Source organism: uncultured Methanobrevibacter sp., assembly GCF_900314615.1.
GTDB lineage: Archaea > Methanobacteriota > Methanobacteria > Methanobacteriales > Methanobacteriaceae > Methanocatella.
This window is the reverse complement of the sequence record NZ_OMWA01000005.1, coordinates 42,126-67,226: the sequence shown is the minus strand read 5'-3', so window position 1 is coordinate 67,226 and position 25,101 is coordinate 42,126. Positions and strand designations below refer to the sequence as shown.

The 25,101-nt window shown below is 36.3% G+C and carries 2 protein-coding genes (1 of these 2 cut by a window edge); both read left to right on the top strand.

Translation table 11 applies throughout. The features are described from left to right. Nucleotides 1-21,850, top strand: partial view of an Ig-like domain repeat protein gene (locus QZN33_RS02425; protein ID WP_296789223.1) — the 3' portion only. 4,958 nt of this gene lie to the left of the window's left edge; the window shows 21,850 of its 26,808 coding nt (coding positions 4,959-26,808); the start codon falls outside the window, past its left edge; the stop codon is at nt 21,848-21,850. After that, the gene (locus tag QZN33_RS02420; protein WP_296789221.1) at nt 21,847-25,101 is read left to right on the top strand and encodes an Ig-like domain-containing protein; all 3,255 of its coding nucleotides are present in this window, start codon (nt 21,847-21,849) and stop codon (nt 25,099-25,101) included. Before QZN33_RS02425 ends, QZN33_RS02420 begins: the two co-directional genes overlap by 4 nt.

Genomic DNA, 25,101 nt, shown 5'->3' with positions numbered 1-25,101 from the left:
AGGAGATTATTCAACTATTTCCAATTCAACATTCATTGACTGTACTGCACCAAATAAGGCGGGTGCAATTATGGTTATTGGTGAGCACACTACAATTGAAGATTCTTTATTCATGAGAAATCGTGCCGGCGGACCAACTGCAGGTCAGGGTGGTGCTATCTACTGGCAAGGAAACCATGGTAAAATCCATAATATGACTGGATTGATTAACATCGCTGTTGGTGGACCTGGTGATACAAAAGGTGGAAACATATTTATCTCAGGTTCAGATGTTGTTATTGAAGAATCATTATTTAACATGACTAGTGCTGCTTATGGTGGTTCCATTTATGTCGAAGGTAACAATGTAAACATTACAACTTCCACTTTCACTCAGTCTCCAAGTCAAAAAGCGGGTGGAGGTGTTTACGTTTCAGGTAACTCCACACTGATTAAAGACTCTGATTTCTCACGTTTGAACTCTACTTATGGTGGATCAATTTATATTGAAGGAGACAATGCTACTTTGGATAATGTCTCTTCAATGATGACATTTGCACGTCATGGTGGTGCTATATTTGTAGAAGGAAACAATGCAAGCATTTTAAACAGTGACATTAAGATGAGTAATGCAACCTCTGCTAACGGTATCGACGGAGAAGGTGGTGCAGTATATATTCAGGGTAACCATTCATTAATCAACAACACTTCAATCAGCATGTCCAATTCTGATGAAAACGGTGGAGCTTTATATGTATCCGGTGACTACGGCAGATTATATAACTCCAATTTCACCAAAAATTTCGCTGGGGACGATGGTGGTGCTATCAACTGGATAGGCAGTCACGGTATTATGGAAAACATTAACTGTACCATGAACAACGGTAGAAGTACACACGGTAATTCAAACGGTGGTACAATTTCCCTTAACGGTAATAATGTAACAATCTCCAAATCATACTTCGCACTTACAACTGCTAAGATTGCAGGAGGAGCAATATTCATTACAGGTAACAATGTAAATGTTACAGATTCAGTATTCGAAAAATGTAATGTCTCATTAACTGCCACAGAACCAGGCAAAGCATATACTACAGGTGGTGGATCAATTTATATTTTAGGAAACAATTCTTATCTTTCAAACTGCAGTTTCGAAAGGTCCAACGCTAGACAAGGTGGTGTTATTTATGTACAGGGACATAATGCTACTCTTGACGGTATGAAAACTGATTATACTTTTGCAACTCTTGGTGGTGGAGCAATTTACGTTGCAGGTTCAAATTCCACAATTTCCAATTCATCATTTGTAAGATGCAATTCCACTCAAACTGATGGTGGATCTATTTATGTTGATGGAATCAATGCGGAAATTCTCACATCTAACTTTACAATGTGTTATGCTCAACGTAATGGTGGAGGTATTTATATCTCTGGTTTCCATGCAACAATTGAAGGCAGTACTTTCTCATTGAATAATGCAACTAATTCCGGTGGTGCGATTTATGTACAAGGTAACTTAGCAAGTATTATTGATTCTAACTTCCTCATGAGTTCAGCAATTAAAGGTGACGGTGGTGCAATATATGTTGGAGGTACAAATACCACTATTTCCGGTGCAAATTCAACAATGACTCAGGCTGTTGCAGGTTACGGTGGAATCATTTATGTAAACGGTGCAAATACAATTATTAATAATTCTGTCTTATCCCATTCTCATTCTGCAAAAGAAGGAGGAGCGGTTTATATTAAAGGGGATGACTCTAAAATTATTGATTCAAACATATCCTATACTACCTCAAGCTATGATGGTGGTGCAGTATATATTGATGCGAAATATGCATCTATTGAAGATTCTCACTTTGCAATGAATAATGCTACTAATGCCGGTGGAGCAATTTATATTAACGGTATCTCCGCTAATGTCAAAAATTCCACATTTAACCTAACCTTTGCAAGACTCTCTCCAACTGGTTATAGTACTACTAATTTAGGTGGTGCGATTTATATTAAAGGTGATCATGCTAATATTTCAGACTCTAAATTTGCTAATTCCTTTTCATATAGAGGAGGAATGATTTACTTGCAAGGTAGTTATTGTAATGTAACTAATTCTTCATTTGAAAATGGTTATACATCTTGGGATGGTGGAGCAATATTTGCTACAGGTTCATATTCTAATGTATACAATTCAAACTTTACAAATAATGTTGCAAAAATGGATGGAGGTGCTATCTTCTGGTATGGTGGAAAAGAATCTACAAATAATGTTGTTGATGGTTGTATATTTACAGGTAATGCTGCTTATCCACCTAGCGGTACTATTCAAAATGTTAGGACTACTAGGGGTGGTGGAGCTATCTATTGGTCTGAAGGACAAAAATATGGAGTTGTCAGAAATTCTCAATTTATAAATAATTCAGTTCATGCTGCTGAAAAGGCAGATGGTGGAGCTATTTTATGGGATAAGGCTAATATTGAGGCAACTATTGATAACTGTACATTTGATGGAAATTATATTACAACATCTGCTACTATCAAAGATAAACCTTGGGTACAAGGTGGAGCTATCTATGCAAGACCTGATGGAGGTAAGTTAGTTATTAACAACTCTGAATTTAGAAATTGTTGGTCTATTAGAGAAGCTGGTGCATTATATCTAGATAGTTCCAATACTTTGGGAATTTATGTTCTTAATACTAAATTTATTAACAACACTGCTAAAGGTGTCTTAGCAACTGATGCTGATAATGATAAAGGTGGAGGTGGTGCAATGATTAAAGGTACTAAAAATGTTTGGTTTATAAATACCACCTTCATCAACAACACAGCAAACTTTGGTGGAGGACTTACTGTATGGAAATTAAACGCTAATTCTGTTTATTTAATTAACTCCACTTTCGATGGAAATAAAGCTACTGGAGGTAAGTTAGGTTCCAACAGTGGTGGAAGTATCTATGGTGCGTCTTCGTTTAATATTGAAAATGTTACAATTTCAAACAGTTTTGCAGCAGAAAAAGGTGGTGGAATCTACTTTACAAATGTTGATGTAAATTATAAAAATTTAACTTTCATTAATAACACTGCTGAGCAAGGTGGTGGATTATACTGGTTGCGTGCAACTGAAATCGAAGGTATGAAATTCATTAATAACACTGCTACTCAACAAGGTGGTGCTATGTATCTTCCTGTTGCACAAACAATTATAAATAATGAGTTCATTGGTAATAAGGCGAATGAAGGTGGAGCTATTTATGTATATGCAACTGGTTCCACTATTCAGTATAATAATTTCACAAATAATAGTGCTAATATGGGTGGTGCAATTTACGCACCTAAGTTAAATAATCATTATGTAGATATTTCACATTGTGCTTTCGATGGCAATAATGCTTCTTATGGTGGTGCAATTTACAATGCATTTAATGGCAATTCAAATTTCCCTATATCAGATTGTACTTTTATAAGGAATACTGCTAAATTTGATGGTGGTGCTGTTTATCTTGCAACTACTGGGCACTACATAACAAGTTGTACTTTCGAATCAAACAATGCACAAAATGGTGGTTCTCTTTATGTTATTCCTGATATAACTGCTAATGTACGTGATTCTACATTTGTAAGTTCACATGCAGACAATGGTGGTGCTATATACTATGGAGGTGAATCTACTGGTCTTACAATTTATAATGATACCTTTAGAAAAAATAGTGCTGTATATAATGGTGCTGCTGTTTATTATATAGTAGTTGAGAATTCTATTGAATGTGTATATAGGGACTTCAATAATTTCGATGGCATCGGACATATTGATCCAAATACCCATAGAACAGATGTTTATACTAACGGAACTAGCACTCACTTTATTTTCACTTCATTATTTGAAAATAATTATGATTATATATTAAAGGTTATTACTGACTCAAGTTTTGAGTCTCCGGTTATTACTGTTATTGTTGACAGTCCAAGAAATCTTAATAGAAAAGATATTTATGCTGTTATAAATTTAACTAATTCAACTACTGGTCAATTAATCCAACAGGTCATTATAACTCCAGATAATTTCTATGAACATTATAATGATCATGAAGGTGAAAATTTCCTTTATGCAACATTCACTGGTCTTATAACTAATCAAACTTATAATGTTACTGTTGGATTTTCTAGTGCAGACTACTTATATAAAGTAAACTCCACTCAAGATACTGCACACGGTGATCCGATTGGAGATTTCACACTTCTCCAACGTTGGATTGAAGGCAATATCACTAATGGAAAATATGAGATTCACTTGACAAGGACAATGAGATTCACTCCATATTATAATAATGATACTTCATATCCTTTAGATACCAAATGTATGAATCTTACAAATATAATTAAACCATTTACTATTTATGGTGATGGTTGGTCTATAGATGCAAGAGGATTCTCAAGAATATTTAATATCACTGCAGCCAATGTTACCTTTGTTGATGTGGAATTTGCTAATGGTAATGCTAGCGGTAAATTTGGTGATAAGGTAGATAAAGGAGGCGCATTATATTGGGCTGGTGTAAATGGTACATTAATTGATTGTAATTTCTATACCAATAATGCTACCATAGGTGGTGGAATATACTACGATTACACAGCTACAAATGCTAAAATCTATAATACATCATTCAGAGCAAACAATGCAGTTACCCGTGGTGGTGCTATTGACTGTAACTCTCCTGGAATGGAATTGATAAACACTACATTTGTATCTAACACTGCATATGTCGGTGCAGCTTTATGTAGAGAAGTAAATGCTACAGGAGGTCATGGATTTAATAACACCTTCAGAGATAACCATGCGGAATATGCAGGTGCAGCTCTTGCATGGGTTAATGCATCAAGTATTCATATTGATACTTACTACTTCTATGATAACACTGCAGGCTTCAGTGGTGGAGCAATCTATGTAGGTGAAGGCAGTGGAAATTGTGAAATTATAAACTGTCTATTCAACAACAACTATGTTGACAATTCAACTGATGGTCACGGTGGTGCTATTGAATGGTATGCTGAAAAAGGTCTTGTTGACAATTCCATTTTCACAAATAACCATGCTTATGATGGTGGAGCAATCTATGTAGGTAGTGACTCAGGTAAAATCAACATTACCAAATCCACTTTCAAAGATAACTATGCACTTGCTGCTGGTGGAGCTGTCAGCTTAAGCGCATCTTCCGTAACTATCAATCAATCCAACTTCTATAATAACAAGGCACTTGAAGGTGGAGCATTATATGTAGGTGGAGAAGGTGAAACCAACTATGTATACAACTCTGTTTTCGAAGGAAACAATGCTACAGACGGTAACGGTGGTGCTATTAACTGGATGGCATCTTCAGGTACAATCGTAAATTCAAACTTAACAAATAACAATGCATATTATGGTGGTGGAATATACTTCGGTGGTCTTTCAAATGAAAGTATAATTACAAGATGTATATTCACAGACAACCATGCTAAATACAATGGTGGTGCTATTGACTGTAACGCTTCCAAAATGTATTTAACACATACAATATTTGACGGAAACTATGCTCAATTCGGAGCAGCATTATGTAGGGAAGTCAATGCTCAAAAAGGATCTGGTGAAAACAACACATTCAAAAACAACCATGCATTTGTTTCAGGTGCAGCTTTAGGTTGGATGACTTCAGTAGGTATTACAATCACTGACTATAAATTCATCAATAACTCTGCTGATGTCAGTGGTGGAGCTATTTATGTAAGTCCAGGCAGTCATAACTGTTCAATCATAGATTCATACTTTGAAGATAACTTTGTAACAAACAGAACTGTAGGTGTTGATTCATTCAGTTGGGATTCTTGGGACCACAATACAATGTTCTATCGTCTCCAACGTACTGATAATATGAGCTTAGTCAATAAAACAATAATTTATCCTACAGAAACTTTATACTACTATGCTATAGGTGAATATCCAGAGGACTTAGCAGTTGGTGGTGCAGTCAACATTCTTGCAGAAAATGCAACAATTCTAAATTCCAACTTCACAAGAAACACCGCCAGATTAGGTGGAGGAATATATGTAGGTGCTGATTCAGGTAACACTGTCATTAACGTTTCAGTATGGAGAGAAAATGTTGCTTATGAACGTGGTGGAGCTATTAACCTACACGCTTCAGGTGTACATATTGATGATGGTGAATTCTATAACAACGTTGCTGTTAACGGTAGTGCAGTATATGTCGGTGGTGTAGGTACTGAAAACAAAATACATGAATCATTATTCGATGGAAATATTGCATCAGGTTACGGTGCAGGTGTTTACTGGATTGCTCAGGAGGGTGAAATTATTAATTCCTCATTCACTAGAAACTCCGCACTTTATGGTGGAGGTATTTACTTAAACGGAAGGTCAAGTAATACCAACATTACCAATACAACATTCAGATACAATAACGCTACCAAAAACGGTGGTGCAATAGAATGTAATGCGGAAAATATTGGAATTTACAATTTAACATTCGAACATAACTATGCAGGAGAATACGGTGCAGCTTTATGTAGAGAGTCAGGTGCAAGATACGGTCATGGAGACCATAACGTATTCAATTACAACCATGCTGGTATTGCTGGTGCGGCTCTTGCATGGCTTGGTGTGAAAAACATTCACATTGATTACTATAACTTCACAGGCAATACTGCAGGTCAAAGAGGTGGAGCAATCTATGTAGGTAACGACAGTGACTTCTGTATTGTAGAACACGGTATATTCACAGGAAACAATGTAACCAATGAAACTTTAGGAATTGGTGGAGCTATAGATATTAATGCAGACAACGCAACTGTTATACATTCAATATTCACTGACAACCATGCATCCGTTGGTGGTGCTATTGCTGCAGGTGAAGAATCAGGTTTCACTAAAATCAACAATGTAACATTTACAAGAAACGGTGCTACAATCGATGGGGGTGCTATTAATTTAAGAGCAACTGGTGTATCAGTCAATGACACTCGCTTCTACTCAAATACTGCAGGAAGACACGGTGGTGCACTCATGGTAGGTGGAACCGGTAAAAACAATACCATATACTACTCAGTATTTGAAAAGAACGTTGCAGGCGATCACGGTGGTGCTATCGACTGGCTTGCGGCTGCTGGTGATATATTCTACTCTAATTTCACAGCTAACGAAGCTGTCTACGGTGGAGGTATCTACTTGAATGGTATTTCCAGTCAAAGTAGAATATTCAATGTTATATTTGATGCAAACAGGGCTACCAAAAACGGTGGTGCTATTGACTGTAATGCTAGTATGATGGGTCTTAACAATACTAGATTCACAAATAACTATGCTGGTGAATACGGTGCAGCTTTATGTAGGGAAGCTAACGCTACCGGTGGATTCGGTGGAAACAACTCCTTCATTAAAAATCATGCTGATATTGCTGGTGCAGCTCTTGCATGGTTAGGTGTGGATGGAATCAACATTAACAATTACACTTTCATCAACAACACTGCTTTCAAGAGCGGTGGAGCTATTTATGTAAGAGGAGACAGTCCAAACTGTAAAGTACGTAACTCCTACTTCGATACTAACTATATTACTGATGTTAAAAACGGTCAAGGTGGTGCTATTGATTGGGTTGGTCCTAATGGTTTAATTGCCAACACCACATTTGTTGATTCAATTGCAGTAAATGGTGGTACAATATTTGCAGGTGTAAACTCAACAAATATTACAATATTCAATTCTTCATTTGTATCTTCCCGTGCATTGGGTGACGGTGGTGCAATCGCTTTATACAGTGACAATGCTAAGATAACATATTCAAACTTCATATTCTCATTAGCATTAATAAGCGGTGGTGCAATTTCAGGTCATAACAATTATAATACTACAATCGATTACTGTATCTTTGATTATGGTATGGGTGCAGGTTACATCGACTCATCACTTAAGGCTTTCGGTGAAGGTGGAGCTATTCACTGGGAAAATTCTACAGACTTATCTATTTCAAATTCAAACTTCTTGAATCTCCGGTCAAATGCTAATGGTGGATCTATTTCAGCAGTAAACTGTAATGATTCTACATTATATAATTTAACATTTAATAATGAAGTGTCCAGTCTAAACGGGGGTTCTATCTCATGGATTAATTCAACTAATTTAACATTTGATTCACTTAAAGTAAATAAATCCAAAGCATTTGAAAATGGTGGTGCATTCTATTTAATTGGTGTAAATGATACAACCATTAAAAATTCAATTTTCTATGATGTTAAAACTCCTGACGGTAACGGTGGTGGAATTTACGTAGACGGTAATGTAACTGTTCAAAACAGTACTTTTGCTAATTATGAGGCTTCAATTGACTATGGTGGTGCATTATACTTTAATGGTGGAATTTCCACTGTAATAGATTCTAACTTTACTGGTAGGGATGCTATCTGGGTTTACAGGCCTGCTACCGTTCACTTAACCAACAATAACATTACCGGTCCAAATCCAAATAAAAACATGACTTATTTGGAACGTGATTACAACAGCAAATATAATCCTGTTGATTACTCTGTATGGAACGATGGTATATTATATCTTGATAAAAACAGTTTTGATTATGTAATATTTAACAACGGTACAATAATGACCCAAACATATCTTGACATGCTTAATAATAGTACTTATGAAGTGGAATGGAATCAAACTTTCACTTTCTTTGCTAATATTACAGATGATAATGACAATACAATCATTTCTGTCCATTCATTAGGTACTTACAATGATCACCCAGAATATGATGCTGGTGCAAAATATAATTTAACTTATAACAGATGGGTTTCTCCTGCATTTATCCAGGATGTATTCTTACTTAGTGGTAATGATACTGGACTTGCAAAATGCAGTTACCGTAACGGAACTTTGTATGTTAAAATGCAGCCTATAATGAAAATAACTAAAAGTGAGGAAGTTGATGAAAATATTACATTTACTGCTGAGATAATTATTCCTTATGATGGTGTTAACAGTAATTATACTATTAATAAAAATGAGCAAGTGCACTTTGTAATTGGCGGTAAAGATTACTATGGCAACATTTCATGTGATTCAACCGATAATAAACATTGGATTATTGCTTATGCTAATATTACCTTAAATCATATGCATACTGGAACTTATACTGTTACTGCAACATATGACGGTGATGATTACCACTTCGGTGTTACAAATTATACTACAGTAGTATTAAAAGCACGTCCGATTTGGATTATAATTGAAGTTGCTGATATTTACTATAACCAAACTCTTATCTGTAATGTAACCACTAATGCTACAAACACTGAAAACGGATATATCTGGGTTAGAATTAACGGTAAAGAAGTAGCTTCTCCAGTTAAACTAGAGAAAAACGGTACTAAAGTAGTCTATATTCCTGAAAGTGTTTATAGAAATATAATAAATACTACTGGGGAATATACAATGTCAGTAATGTTCAGTAATGGTACTTACTATGATTATCAAATTAATTTCACAACATTCCATGTGAAAAAATTCAACACAAACATTACTGTTAATGTAACAACACCAATTAAGTATGGTGAGACTTTATTTATTAATGTAACTGTCAATGAAACAGCAACTGGTTTTGTAGCAGTAAATATTGATGGTAATATTGGTATTGCATATGTCCATCAGGGTGTTGCAAAATTCAATATTACAGGATTGGCTCCTGGAACTTACAGTAATGTTAGAGTAACATATTATCCTGATTCACCGTTCTTCAATGGAAATGTTACTAACATTACATTCAGAGTTGATCCAACAACCGATTATGTATTGGATGTAAAAGTTGACAATATCACATATGGTCAAAATGCTACAATAAGGGTAAAAGTACCTACTGATGCTACCGGAAATGTAACAATATATGTAGATGGCATTCCTAAAGGAACTGTAAATATTACAGAAGGTTCAGCAGAATTAATAGTCGATAAATTATCTGGTGGTGAACATGTTGTAAATGTAACTTACAATGGTGATTCATCATATTCCCCTAAAGATAAAAACGGAACAAAACTCAAAGTAAGTCCTACTAATGATTGGGACATGTCTATTATTGGTGAGTATAAACCATATGGTGAAACTTCAGTAATTACTGTTAAAACTGCTCCTTATAATTTAACACACAGATATTTAACTATAACTATTGATGGCATTAAGCATAATGTTACTATTGGTGATGAGGGTATTGCTACATTAAGATTGAATAATCTTTCTGCAGGCCGTCATGTGGCAAATGTAAGTTATGTTGGAGATGCAAACTATTCAGCTAAACACAAGAATTTCTTCCCTGACATTCCTCAAGCAGATCCTACTCTCATCATAACCAGAGTAAATGGAGATGTTATTGTTACTATCCCTGAAAATGCTACAGGAAACATTTCAGTTTTCATTAACGGAAAAACATACGAAAACAAAACAGTTAATGGTGTTGCTACATTTAAAGATGTATTGCACATTGGATTTAACTATGTCACTGCATCATATCCTGGAGATAAGAATTACACTAAAGAATTCAACATGACAACCTTTGAAATAGTTAAAACAGGAACTGATTTAACTGTTGTTGCAACTCCTACAAGCATTATACTTGGAAATAATGTACTAATCACAGTGACTATGGTTAATGTAACTGCAGGTAAAGTTTTAATTGAAGTTAATAATTATAATTACACTGTTGATATTAACAGTAATGGTATTGCTACATTAGAACTTGCTTTACCTGTTGGAACTTACACTCCTAAAGCATATTACCTTGGTGATGTTGAACATGCTGCATCAAATAAAACCGGAAATGCATTCGAAGTAATTGATAAAATCACTCCTGAAATTACAATAACTGTTCCAAGTGACCTTAAAGTTGGCGATGTTGTAAATATAACAGTTACATCAAATGGATACAATTTAACTGTCTGGATTGACGGTGTAAAACAAACAATTGTAAATGGAAATATCACATACACTGTTCCTTCCGCCGGAATCCATACAATATTTGCAAACACAACTGAAAACGCTACACATTACAGCGCTAATAAGACTGTAGTATTTGAAGCTGTCAAAAACAATGCTACATTACTCATCTCTGATATTAATATAGTATATGTTGGAGACAAAGTCATAATTACTGTTACTCCTACTACTGATGGGGCTATAACAATTAAAGTTGACGATGTTGTGATCAATAATGGTGATGCATTCACTCCAAACCTTGAAGGCAAATACACAATTACTGTAGAATCTGCTGAAACTGTAAAATATAATGCAGGATTCAACTCAACTGTATTTACTGTAAACAAACGCATCTCACAAATTAACGTAACTGCTACTGGTAATGCTGTTGGTAATAATGCTACTATTACTGTTCAAGTTCAGAGTAATGCTACCGGATATGTGACTGTTAATGTAAATGGTACAAATTACACTATTAAATTAAACAGTACCGGTGCAGGTTCAATCAACATTACCGGTCTTGGAAACGGTACTTATTATGTCCATGCTACTTACATTGGTGATAATCAGTACTTAGCAAGCATAAATAACACTGTAACATTTGAAATGACTAAATTGAATACTACTATGGTCATTGATGTTAAAGATATTAATTACGGTCAAGCTGCTAATATTACTGTAACAATTACTCCTGGTGCTACAGGATACATTACAATCAGAATTAATGAAACTAAATCTATTACTTTACCTATTGTTGAAGGTAAAGTCAACTGGGTTGTTGAAGGTTTAGGTGCTGATAATTACACAGTTTATGCTAACTACTCCGGTGATGGCAAATACATTATCAACAATACAAACAAAGTAAATGAATCATTTGAAGTCAGAAAAGCAGATCCTAAATTAGACATAGTTTCATTCAACTGTGTTGTTTATGAAAACGGTAAAATAGAAATTTCCATTAACAATGAAACTGCTGGTGAAAAATTAAACATTACTGTTGGCGATTTCGAATACAAAGATATTGTGATTCCTGCTGATGGAAAATTGGCATTCAATATTCCTGATGCTCTCAATGAATTTAAAGATTATAATGTTACTGTGAAATATGCTGGTAATGCAAACTTCACTAATGCTACATTCAAATCAGCATATCATACTACTAAAATTACCACATATGGAATTAACGTTACAGGAATGAACATTACAGTCGGCGATGATGAGATAATCACTGTTGAAGTTCCAGTCCATGTGGATGATGTGGTTATTTGGGTAAACGGAGAAAGCTTTAGAAATACTTCCTTCTCAGGCAACAAAGCTACATTCAACATTACTCATCTTAACCTTAAACAAGGAATTTACACAGTTACTGCTACTGTAAATGACACTGAATTTAAACATAAGAACTTCACTTCAATATTCACAGTAAATAAAACTTCAGTTCCAATGAACATTACAATATTCAACAATGCAAGCATCTATGTTGGTGACACTGTAAAAGTTGTTGTAAGTGTTCCTAAAGATGTAACTGAAAATGTAACTATTGAAATTAATAATATCAGATTAACTAATGTAACTGTAAACGGCAATGCAACATTCTATGTTCCATCCATAACTTATGGTAATAAGACAGTTGTTGCAGCATATGTCGGTGATGATAAATACTATTACAACTCAACTACTGCTAACTTCACAGTCAATAAACGCAACTCACAAATTAATGTGACTGCTACCGGTGATAGTGTTGGCAATAATGCTACTATCAGTGTTAAAGTTCCTGCTAACGCTACCGGTTATGTAATTGTCAATGTTAACGGTACTAATTACACTATTAATTTAACTAGTGGTGAAGGTTCAGTTGAAATTAAAGGATTAGGAAACGGTACTTATTATGTACATGCAACTTACCTTGGTGATGATCAGTACTTGCCAAGCACTAATGTGACTGAAACCTTTGAAATGGTTAAAGTTGCTCCTGAAGTTGTTATTGATGTTGAAAATGTAACTTATGGAGAAAGCACAATTATTGTTGTGACCGTTCCTGGTGCAACTGGAAATATAACTATTAGAATTAATGAAACAGATAAAGGCGAGTTCACTTTAGTCAACGGTAAAGTCACTTTCGATGCAGGTATTTTAGGAGTCGAAAATTACACAGTATATGTAAAATACTTAGGTGATGATAAATACGCTATTAAAGAAGCTCAAAAAGACTTCAATGTAACCAAAGCAACTCCTACTATTACAATTGAAGGAATTACTGTTGATGCTAATACCAATGCTAGTGTTAGAGTCACAATCAATGTTGACGCTTCTGGTAGTTTAAACATTACAGTCAATAATAAGAATTACACTGCTCCTATTATTGGTGGAGTGGCTGTATTTACTGTTGATAAATTACCTGTAGGTAAATATGACATTGTTGCTAACTACACTGGTGATGCTAACTACACTGCTAGAGTTGAAACTCTTGTCCAAGGTTTAGAAGTAATTAAAGTTCAAGATTATGAAATGAATGTCACTGCGGTAGATGTTGTTGTTGGTCAAAACACTACCATAACTGTAAATGTTCCTAAAGACGCTACAGGAACTGTAACAGTTTGGGTAAACGGTACTAAAGTAACCAACTCAACTATCGTTAACGGTGTTGCTACATTAACATTGAATAAAACAGTTGCTGGCAGATACGTGGTTAACGCAACCTTAAGTGATGATAAATATGCTAATCAGACTGTATTCACATCATACCTTGTATCCAAAGTTGAAACTCCAATTACAATAACTGTTGTGAATAAGGATAACATTAAAGTTGGAGACACTGTAACAATTACTGTAGACTTACCTGATGATATTGTCGGTGAAAAAGTAACTATTGAAATTAACGGCAAACCTTATGAACAAGTGACTGCAGCTGATGGAATTGCTACATTCACTGTTCCATCTGTAACTTATGGAAATAAAACAGTTACCGCAATCTATGTTGGAAACAATAAATATGTAAACAATGCTACAACTGCTAACTTCACAGTCAACAAACGTGCTTCACAAGTTAATGTGACTGTTACTCCAACAATTAATGTTGGTGATAATGCTACTGTTAGTGTAAAAGTTCCTGCTAATGCTACAGGATATGTGACTGTTAATGTAAACGGTACAGATTACACTATTAAATTAAACAGTACTGGTGCTGGTTCAATCAACATTACTGGTCTTGGTAACGGAACTTACTATGTCCATGCTACTTACATTGGTGATGATCAATACCTTTCAAGCATTAACGACACTCAAACAATTAAAGTAAATAAACTCACAACCCCTGTGACTATTGACTTTAAGTCCCCTATTATTGATGGTGATGATGTTTATGTTGAAGTTACTATGGAGTCAGACATTAATGGAGTTGTGTTCTTAATGGTTGGTGCTCCTGGCGATACTAAAAAGTATGAGGTTGCTATTGTTGATGGTAAAGGAAAAATCTACGTTACTAATTTAGCCAATGCTACTTATGATATTTATGCGAAATTTGAGGGTAATGATAAATATGAGTCCAACACTTCTGAACATAAAACATTATTAGTGAATAAAATAGTTACTTCATTATCCATTACTATAGATAATGATTCAATATATGTCGGTGATAATGCTACTATCGGAATTATTTTAAATCAGAGTATTAATGCCATTGTTACAGTTAAAGTCAACGGATCAAACCATACTGTCGGTCTTGTCAACGGTAAAGGCAACTTCACTTTAAGTGGTTTGGCAAATGGTACTTACATTATCAATGCAGTATTTGCAGGTGATGGAAGATACGTTCAAAGCATCTCCAATCCGGTAACCTTGAAAGTCAATAAGATTGTTACTTCAATTGATGTAGGTGTTGTTGGTCCTGTGACTTATGGTGGTGTTGCAACTATTACGGTTACTATGAATCCTTCCATAAATGATTATGTTGTTCTCAATGTTGCAGGTAAGAACTACACTGTTGCCATTGTGAATGGTAAAGGTAAATTCAATGCTACTGGCCTAAATGTTGGAAACTACTTGGTAAATGTAACTTATACTGGTGATTATAAATACTTGCCAAGCAGCAATGATACTGTTTCATTAGATGTTGTTGCAGCTGATTTGGATGCAAGTGCTATTGGATTGAATGTAACTGTCAAAGAGAATGTTGGCATTGTTATAACTGTTCCTGGTGACTTCACAGGTAATGTATCAGTTAACGTATCTGGTGATATCAGATACAATGATACTGTAATCTCATTAATCAACATCGGTCAATTCAAAACAGGCACATACGCTGCAAACGTAACATTCTATGGTGATAATAACTATAACACTAAATCAGTAACTGTAAACTTCAATGTAACTAGAGTTACTCCTTCCATTAATGTAACTATTGATGATGTAACTTATCCTAAAGATGCCGTTGCCAACATTGTCATTGGAAATAATGCAAATGGTACAGTAAATATCACTGTCGGTAAAAAGACATTCATTGGAACCGTAGAGAATGGTGTTGCCACTGTCAATTTATCCAAATTGTCTGGAGGCATTCATAACGCTACAGTCGAATTCTTCACAGGTGATGATTATAACAATAATGTAACTTCCACTTTTGTTAAATTCCTTGTCCTTCCAAACAATTCACTTATCTCTATTGATGGTGCAAAAGCAATCTATGTGGTTGGTGAAGACATAGACATTAAATTTAATGTGATTAACTCTACTGGAAAACTTGATATTTACATTAACGGTAATTATGTCACAACATACAATTCTAATCCGACTATCCATGACTTTAGACGTAGTTTAGGTGAAGGCAACTACACTATAACTGCCGTTTTAGATGGTGATGAAAATTACACTGGTTTCACTACATCTGTTTCATTCAAAGTTGTTAAAAATAATTTAACAATTAGCGTTAATGACACTACTAATCCTGCAACCATTGTGGTAGGCAGCCCTGTAACATTCACAGCTAACTTAAATGCAAGTGTAACTGGTGATGTGATATTTACAATCAACGGTGCAAACTACACTGTACATGTTTCAAATGCTGATAAAGCTACTTATGAATACATTCCTGTTAACAATGCTACAATTAAAGTCGTTGCAACATTCGCAGGTAATGATAAGTATAACTCTAAAGTATCCGCTCAAAAAGAATTTGGAGTAAATAGAATCAATACTACAATGGTCATTGATGTTAAAGATATTAATTACGGTCAGGCTGCAAACATTACTGTAACAATCACATCTGATGCTACTGGATTTATCACAATCAGAATTAATGAAACAAAATCTATTACTTTACCTATTGTTAAAGGTAAAGTCAACTGGATCGTAGAAGGTTTAGCTGCTGATAAATACACAGTTTATGCTAACTACTCTGGTGACGGTAAATACAATGTAAATAATACTGATAAAGTTAACAAAGGATTTGAAGTCAAACAGATTTCACCTGATGTTGAAATTATCAAAGTGATTTCTGAATCTGGTAAAACCGCAACTGTAATCGTGAAAGTTGACCCAAGAACAACAGAAAATGTGACTTTAACTGTAAACAACAAACCTTACAGCATCAAAGCTAATGAAAATGGTATTGCAGTATTCACTACTGATGTTTTAGAAAACGGCACTTACACTGCTGTTGCAAGTTATGCTGGTGATAAGAACTTCACAGCTGATACAAATTCATCAGAATTCACTGCCAATAAGACTTCAGATTATGAATTGAACATTACTGCCGGTGATATTGAAGTTGATGAGTTAACCAATATTACAGTAAACGTTCCATCTGATGCTAAAGGTAAAGTTATTATTGAAATTGATGGTGTAAACTACACTGCTACAATTAAAGAGGGTAAAGCAGTATTCAATAACGAAACAGGTTTAGGAATTGGTAAGTATAATATTACTGCTTACTTCGGCAATGACAAATATGCTAATAAGACTGCAACCGGTGTATTCTACATTACAAGACACGCTACTCCGATTTCAATTAGTGTTGATCCTATTAAAGTTGGAGACAAAGCAGTCATTACTGTAACTGTTCCTAATGCAGTATCCGGTAATGTGACTATTGAAATTGACGGTATCAAATACAATAAATCAGTAGACCCTACTACTGGTAAAGCTGTATTTGAAGTGCAAATCAAGTCCAACGGTACCAGAACTGTTGTTGCAAGTTATGCTGGTGATGCTAAATATGAATCCAACTCAACTACAAAAGACTTCACAGTAACCAAACGTGCTTCACAGGTAAACGTAACTGTCGTCTCACCAATCAATGTTGGAGACAGCACTAAAGTAACTGTAAAAGTTCCTGTAAATGCTACAGGATATGTGGTTGTAAATGTAAACGGCAATAACTACACAGTCAACTTAACTGATGGTGAAGGATCAGTTGAAATTGCAGGTCTTAAAAACACAACCTACAAAGTAACTGCAACTTACCTTGGAGATGACCAATACCTTTCAAGCATTAACAATACTGCTGTAATTAAAGCCAATAAAGTTGCATCAACTATTAATTTAACTGTAGCTAGAAATGGAATAATTCCTAACGGAACCAACATGAACATAACAGTCAAAGTACCTGTAGATGCAACAGGTAAAGTTGAGCTAACTCTCCTGAACGGAACTAAAGTCGTCAAAACATACACAATATATGTAAATGACGGCGAAGGAATCCTGCACATATACACTCCTGAAGTCGGAGTATACAACGTGACTGCAAGATACCTCGGCGATGACAAATATCTTGCAAGCGAAAACAGAACTTCATTTGAAGTCTACTCTACAGGTGGAAAACTCACAGTATCTGCTAAAAACGTTGATGTCGATAAAAACGGTACAGTTACCGTAACAATTGTCGGAAACCATGAAGGCGAAGTTACAATCATTGTAAGAAACGCTACAGGAGAACTTGTAAGGAAAAACGTAACTATTATACCAGGTAGTGAAGTAAGCAGAGCAATCCTTACTCTTCCATTGCTTGAAGCGGGCACATATGATGTAGAGGCAGTATTTGCTGAAGTCAATGGTACAAAAACAACATATCATGAAGGTTCAACTTCATTTGCTGTATCAAAAATCGCTTCACAAATCAGAATTGTTCAAATTGACAACTCTACAGTGGGCAGAGATGTAATAATCTATCTTGGAATTGACCTTGACGAACATGCAAGATTCGGAAACATTACACTCTTGGTAAACGGACATGAATACAACACTACAGTTGACAATCTCGAAGTCCACATTCCTAACCTTAACGCAACAGAATATGAACTTGAAGTAACCTACCATGGAAACCACTGGTACGATGAATCATCCGTACATTCACACTTCACTGTAGAGAAAAACCCAATTTCATTCGTCATTGAAGTGCCTGAATCCAAAGTAGGTGAAATCGAACATATTACAGTAACACTCAATGAAATCGATGCAACAGGTATAATTCTGCTTGATGTTGACGGCAAACACCTGTATGCAAATGTAAGCAGCCATGTTGCAAGATTCAATATCACAGGTCTTAAAGCAGGTGAATATCAAATCAATGCAACATACCTCGGTGACTACAAGTACCTTGCAAACAGTACCACAGCGGTTCTTAAAATAACCAGAACTGATACAGAGGCTAGTGTAAAAGGCACTAACATCACATACGGTGATGATGAACTGATCAAATTCGAAACTGCTCAAAACATAACTTCAGCGGTCAAAGTCGAAATTGACGGTGTAAACTACACAGCATTCATATCAGAAGGTAAAGGAAACCTCACAGTCAGAGGATTGGCTGCAGGCAAACACAACATTACACTTTATGTTCCGCAAACCGAGAAATACACAGCTGCAACTGCCAAAGCCAACTTCACAGTAAGCCAGGGCAGTGCTGATTTAAGCATTGAAATTGCAAATGTAACCTACGGAGAAGTTACAACTATCAATGCATATGTAAACGCAACAGGAACAGTAACATTTGAAGTTGAAGGAATGGCATCTGAGACTGTAGATATTATTAATGGTGTTGCAACACTTCCTGTAAGTGGACTCGGTGCTGGCAACTACACAGTCAAAGCAACCTACAACGGAAACGCAAACGTAACTACAAAAGAAATAGAATCCGAATTTGAAGTTGAAAAGGCAGATCCTGAAATTACAATAGATGTTGAAAACATTGTCTACGGCGGTGTCGAATACATTGTTGTACATGTAAATGCTGAAGGTAACGTCACAATCAAAGTCGACGGTGAAGAAAGATTGGTTATTATAAACGGTCCGACTGTAGTGCTTCTAAGAGCATCCACCTGGGACGTTCCTGACTTTGAAGGTAAAGCAACTCTGGAAGTAAGAGGTCTTGATGCAGGAACATATCCTGTTGAAGTAACTTACAACGGAAATGAAAACTACAACAAAGCAACTGAAACTGCTGTATTCAATGTAGGCAAACAGAACACTACTGTTGACGTTGAAGTAGAACCTTCCATTAAAGTAGGTGAAACTCAGGTAATCAACATTACTGTAGGCAACGTTAATGCAACAGGCAATGTTACAATTAACATTGGTGGTGTCAACTACACTGCTGAGCTTGCAAACGGCAGAGCTAACTTCACAACTCCAAAACTTGCTGCAGGAAATCATAGTGTAAATGTAATCTATGATGGTGATAAGAACTTAACTGGCAACTGGACTTCAAAAACATTTGAAGTAACCAAACTTGACGCTCCTGTATCAGTTGAAATCCAGAACAGCACTGTCGGTGGCAAACAGACAATTACTGTAACAGTTCCTCAAAACGCTACAGGTCAAGTACTGATTGACATTAACGATCAGCATTACTATGCTAATGTAACCGACGGTAAAGCTGTATTAGAACTCAACAACTTGCCTTCAGATTCATACACTGTAGTTGCAACTTACTTAGGTGATGAAAACTACACTGCTAAATCCGCTGATTCAGCTGCATTTAAAGTAAACAGAAACAACTCAACTGTAACTGTTGAAGCCCAGAACATTACTTACGGTGACAATGAAGTAATTATATTCAATGTACCTGAAGACGCTACAGGAAACATCACAGTTAAAGTTGCAGGCAAAACTTACACTGTTGCTGTAAGCGGCGGAAAAGGCAACCTTACTGTTTCAGGATTACATAAAGGAAACTACACTGTTGAAGCTAAATACAACGGTGATGACAAATACATGCCAAGCAACAGCACAGCAACATTTGAAGTTGCAAAAGACACAGTTGAAATGGAAGTAATTGACAAAGGCAACAAGACTGTTGTTGTAGTACTGCCTGAAGACGCTAAAGGTAACGTAACAATCAAACTCGGCGATGAAACATATAACGCTACAATTGAAAACGGTGTTGCAGTAATCACACTGACCAACGCAACTCCTGGAACTCACGAAATTAATGTAACATACTCCGGTGACGATGATCATGACGGACAGACTCAAAAAGCAACAGTACATATCCCAACATACACTTCACCGATAGATGTAAGTGTTGAAGACATCAAAGTCGGCGATAAAGCTGTTGTAGTAGTAACTGTACCTGAAAATGCAACAGGAAATGTAACTGTTGAAATTGACGGTGTAAAATACACTACTGATAATATAACTGACGGTGTTGCAAGATTTGAAATCGAAAACCTGACTGCCGGCACTAAAACAATTGCTGTTGACTATGCCGGTGACAGTGACTATGCTTCAAATCACACAACAGCAAACATTACAGTATCCAAACATGACAGTGAAGTAACATTTGATGTAACTTTAGACGGTGACACTGCCATAATCAATGTAAATGCTCCAAGTGATGTGACAAGACCAGTACTTGTTGATGTTGACGGAACCGGTTACTATGTAAATATTACTGATGGTAAAGGACAACTTGTAATTCCGGGTATTTCCGGCGGAAACCATACTGTGACTGCAAGATATCTCGGTGATGATAAATACAATCCTTCACAAAAAGCAACTAAATCATTTGAAGTTGAAAGCGTTCCTTCAACTGTTTCAGTTAAAGTGGACAACATCACTTACGGTGATAAAGCAGTAGTTGAAGTCACTGTACCAACAGACGCAACAGGTAATGTAACAGTCACAATCGGCAATAAAACATACACTGTTCCGGTATCCGGCGGTAAAGGTGTACTTGTCGTACCAGATTTAGATGCAGGCAACTACACAGTTGAAGCTAAATACAACGGTGATGACAAATATGAATCAAGCACTTACTCTACTGCTTTAGAAGTTGCAAAAGAAATTCTAACTCCTGAAGATGTTAAAGTGATTGATCAAGGTAACGGCACTGTTGTTGTGGTAGTTCCTGAAAACGCAACAGGTAACGTAACAGTTAAAGTCGGAGATAAAGAGTACAATGCTACAGTTGTAAACGGAACAGCTGTAATTACTTTAGACAATTCAACTCCTGGAACTCACGAAGTTGAAGTAATCTATTCCGGTGATGATAACCATGACGGTGTTGGCGTAAAAGCTAACGTAACCGCTCCTAAACGTGACGCTCCAATCGAAATTGAAGTCGGTGAAGCTAAAGAAGGCGAACCGGTTGAAATTACTGTGACTGTTCCTGAAAATGCTACTGGTAATGTAACTATTTCAGTTGAGGGTAAAGATTACACTGCTCCAATTAAAGATGGTAAAGCAACATTCACAGTTCCTGAATTAACTGATGGTGATAAGACTATTGCTGTTGGATATGAAGGTGATGACAACTACGCTGCCAATAATACTGTTGGCAATTTCACAGTTGAAAAAGCTCCTGTTGAACCTGACATGAAAGTTGTGGATTACGGGTTGTTGGTGATAATGCTACTGGTAATGTGACTGTTAAAGTTGACGGTAAAGAGTATAACGCTACTGTTGTTAACGGTACAGCTGTTGTAACTATTGATGGCAATGTAACTCCTGGAACTCACGAAGTTGAAATCGTTTACTCTGGTGATGATACTCACAATGCAACTTCAACCACTACAAACATAACTGGTCCTAAGTATGAAACTCCAATTGAGATTGAAGTCGGTGAAGCTAAAGAAGGTGAACCGGTTGAAATCACTGTAACTGTTCCTGAAAATGCTACTGGTAATGTAACTATTTCAGTTGATGGTAAAGATTACACTGCTCCAATTAAAGACGGTAAAGCAACATTCACTGTTCCTGAATTAACTGATGGTGATAAGACTATTGCTGTTGGTTATGGTGGTGATGACAACTACGCTGCCAATAGTACTGTTGGCAATTTCACAGTTGAAAAAGCTCCAATCAAACCGGATGTTAAAGTCATTGATCAGGGCAATGGTACTGTTGTGGTTGTTGTTGGTGATAATGCTACTGTTGTTGGTGATAATGCTACTGGTAATGTGACTGTTAAAGTTGACGGTAAAGAGTATAACGCTACTGTTGTTAACGGTACAGCTGTTGTAACTATTGATAATAATGTAACTCCTGGAACTCATGAAGTTGAAATTGTTTACTCTGGTGATGATACTCACAATGCAACTTCAACTACTACAAACATAACAGGTCCTAAGTATGAAACTCCAATAGAAATCGATGTTGGTGAAGCTAAAGAAGGTGAACCTGTTGAAATTACTGTAACTGTTCCTGGCGATGCTACCGGTGATGTTGTTGTAAGTGTCGGAGGTAAAAACTACACAGCACCAGTTAAAGACGGTAAAGCTGTAGTAAGTGTTGACGGTTTAACTCCGGGCGACCATACTATTGCTGTAGAATACATTGGTGATGACAACTACGCTGCTAACTATACTATAGATAACTTAACTGTCGAGAAAGCTAAACAGACTCCTGACATGAAGATAATTGACTCCGGAAACGGTACCATAGCAGTTGTTGTCGGAGACAATGCAACAGGTAATGTAACTGTTAAAGTCGGAGACAAACAATACACTGTTCCTGTTGAAAACGGTACAGCTATAATCAACCTTGATGATAATGTAGAACCAGGTGAACATGACGTTGAAATCATCTACTCCGGTGATGACACTCATGATCCTGCTTCAATAAACACTACAGTAACAGGTCCGATGGGAGACACTCCACTGGATGTTACTGTTGAAAACATCAAAGTCGGCGACAGTGAAGTAATTGTAGTAAACGTTCCTGAAAAAGCAACAGGTTCAATCACTATCGAAATCGATGGAGAAAAATACACCTCTCCAATTGAAAACGGCAAAGCAACATTCACTGTTGACGGCCTTAAAGAAGGTAAAAAATCAGTATTCGTAAAATACGACGGTGACGACAAATACAAAGCAAATACAACTACTGCACAGTTCAATGTGGATAAAGTCACAACCGAAGTACAGGCAACAATCGAAGACATTGAAGTTGGAGATAACCTTAAAGTTACTGTAAAACTTCCGGATGACGCTACCGGACAGGTATTAATTGACATCGATGGTGTAGGATACTATGTAAACATTACAAACGGTACAGGCGTTGCTGAAATCCCACGCTTAGGCAGCGGAAACTACAGCGTAAACGTAACATACACCGGTGATGACAAATATGCAGGAAGCTCAACTACAAAAACATTCAATGTCGAAAAAGTTGAATCATTTGTAATTCCAACAGCTTCAAACATCATGGTCGGTGAAAACGAAAACATCAAACTGATAGTTCCAAGTGACGCTACAGGAAATGTGACTGTAATCATTGATGGTGAAGAATACAACTTCAACCTTGACGACGGAAAATTAACTGCAGTTGAAGGCGCAGGCAAATACACTGTTGCAATCAGCGGAGGAAACGGTGAACTTGTAATTTCAGGTCTTCCAAAAGGCGAATACTACGTAAGTGTAAGATACAACGGTGATGAAAAATACCTGCCTGCAACAAACACAACAATCTTTACAGTATCAAAAATCGACACAACAATGGATGTAATCGATCAGGGCAACGGAACCGTACTTGTAGTGCTTCCAAGTGACGCTACCGGTAACGTAACAGTAAAAGTTGATGGCGACACCTATACTGTTAAAGTTGAAAACGGTACTGCAGTAATCAAGTTGGATGAAACAAAACCTGGAGTCCATAAAATTGATGTTTCATACTCCGGTGATAATAATTATGCAAGCAAAAATGCAGAATCCACAGTCGACATACCTAAGTCAGATGCTCCTATGACAATCTCCTCCGAAGACATTGAAGTTGGAGACAATGAAGTTATAACTATCGACCTTCCTGGAAAAACCACCGGAACTGTAACTGTCGAAATCGACGGTAAAACATACACCGGTGAAATCAAAGACGGAAAAGCACAAATTTCAATCCCTGATCTGACAGCCGGAAACAAGACTGCTATTGTCACATATGAAGGTGATGATTACTTCAAATCAAATTCAACTGCTGTTAAATTCGAAGTTACCAAAGTTGAACCTACTAAAAAGGTAGCTCCAAAAGACATTACAGTCGGAAAAGATGAAGTAATCACAGTAAGTGTACCTTCCGATGCAACCGGACAGGTTCTTGTTGAAATCAACGGTGTAGGATATTATGCTGATATTGTAAACGGTAAGGCAAAAGTCGTAATACCAAAACTTGATGCAGGCAAATACACTGCAAAAGTAACCTATGTCGGTGACGCCAAATACGAAGGATTCACTGATGTGGTGAAATTCACAGTCGAAAAGGCAAAATCATCAATGTCCGCTACTGCTGATGAAGTTAAAGTCGGTGAGGATTCAACTATAACAATTAACCTTCCAAGTGACGCAACAGGTACTGTAACTGTTACAATTGACGGTAAAAAATACACAACTGAGGTTGTTAACGGAAAAGCAGTAATCAAAGTCCACGGTCTGCCTGCTGGTAAATATAATGCAATAGTTGTATACTCCGGTGATGCAAAATACAACTCAACTACCACTATGGTGGAAGTAGTTGTTGACGGAAATAATAACGGTACACCTGACAACGGCGGTAAACACGAAATTGCACTGGACGCAGGTGAAGGTGTAAGCTTGTCCGATTATCCTACAGGTAATCCTCTATGGATATTGTTATTAGTCCTATTGGCAATTGGATCAAATGAAATTAGAAGAAGATTTAGGAAATAA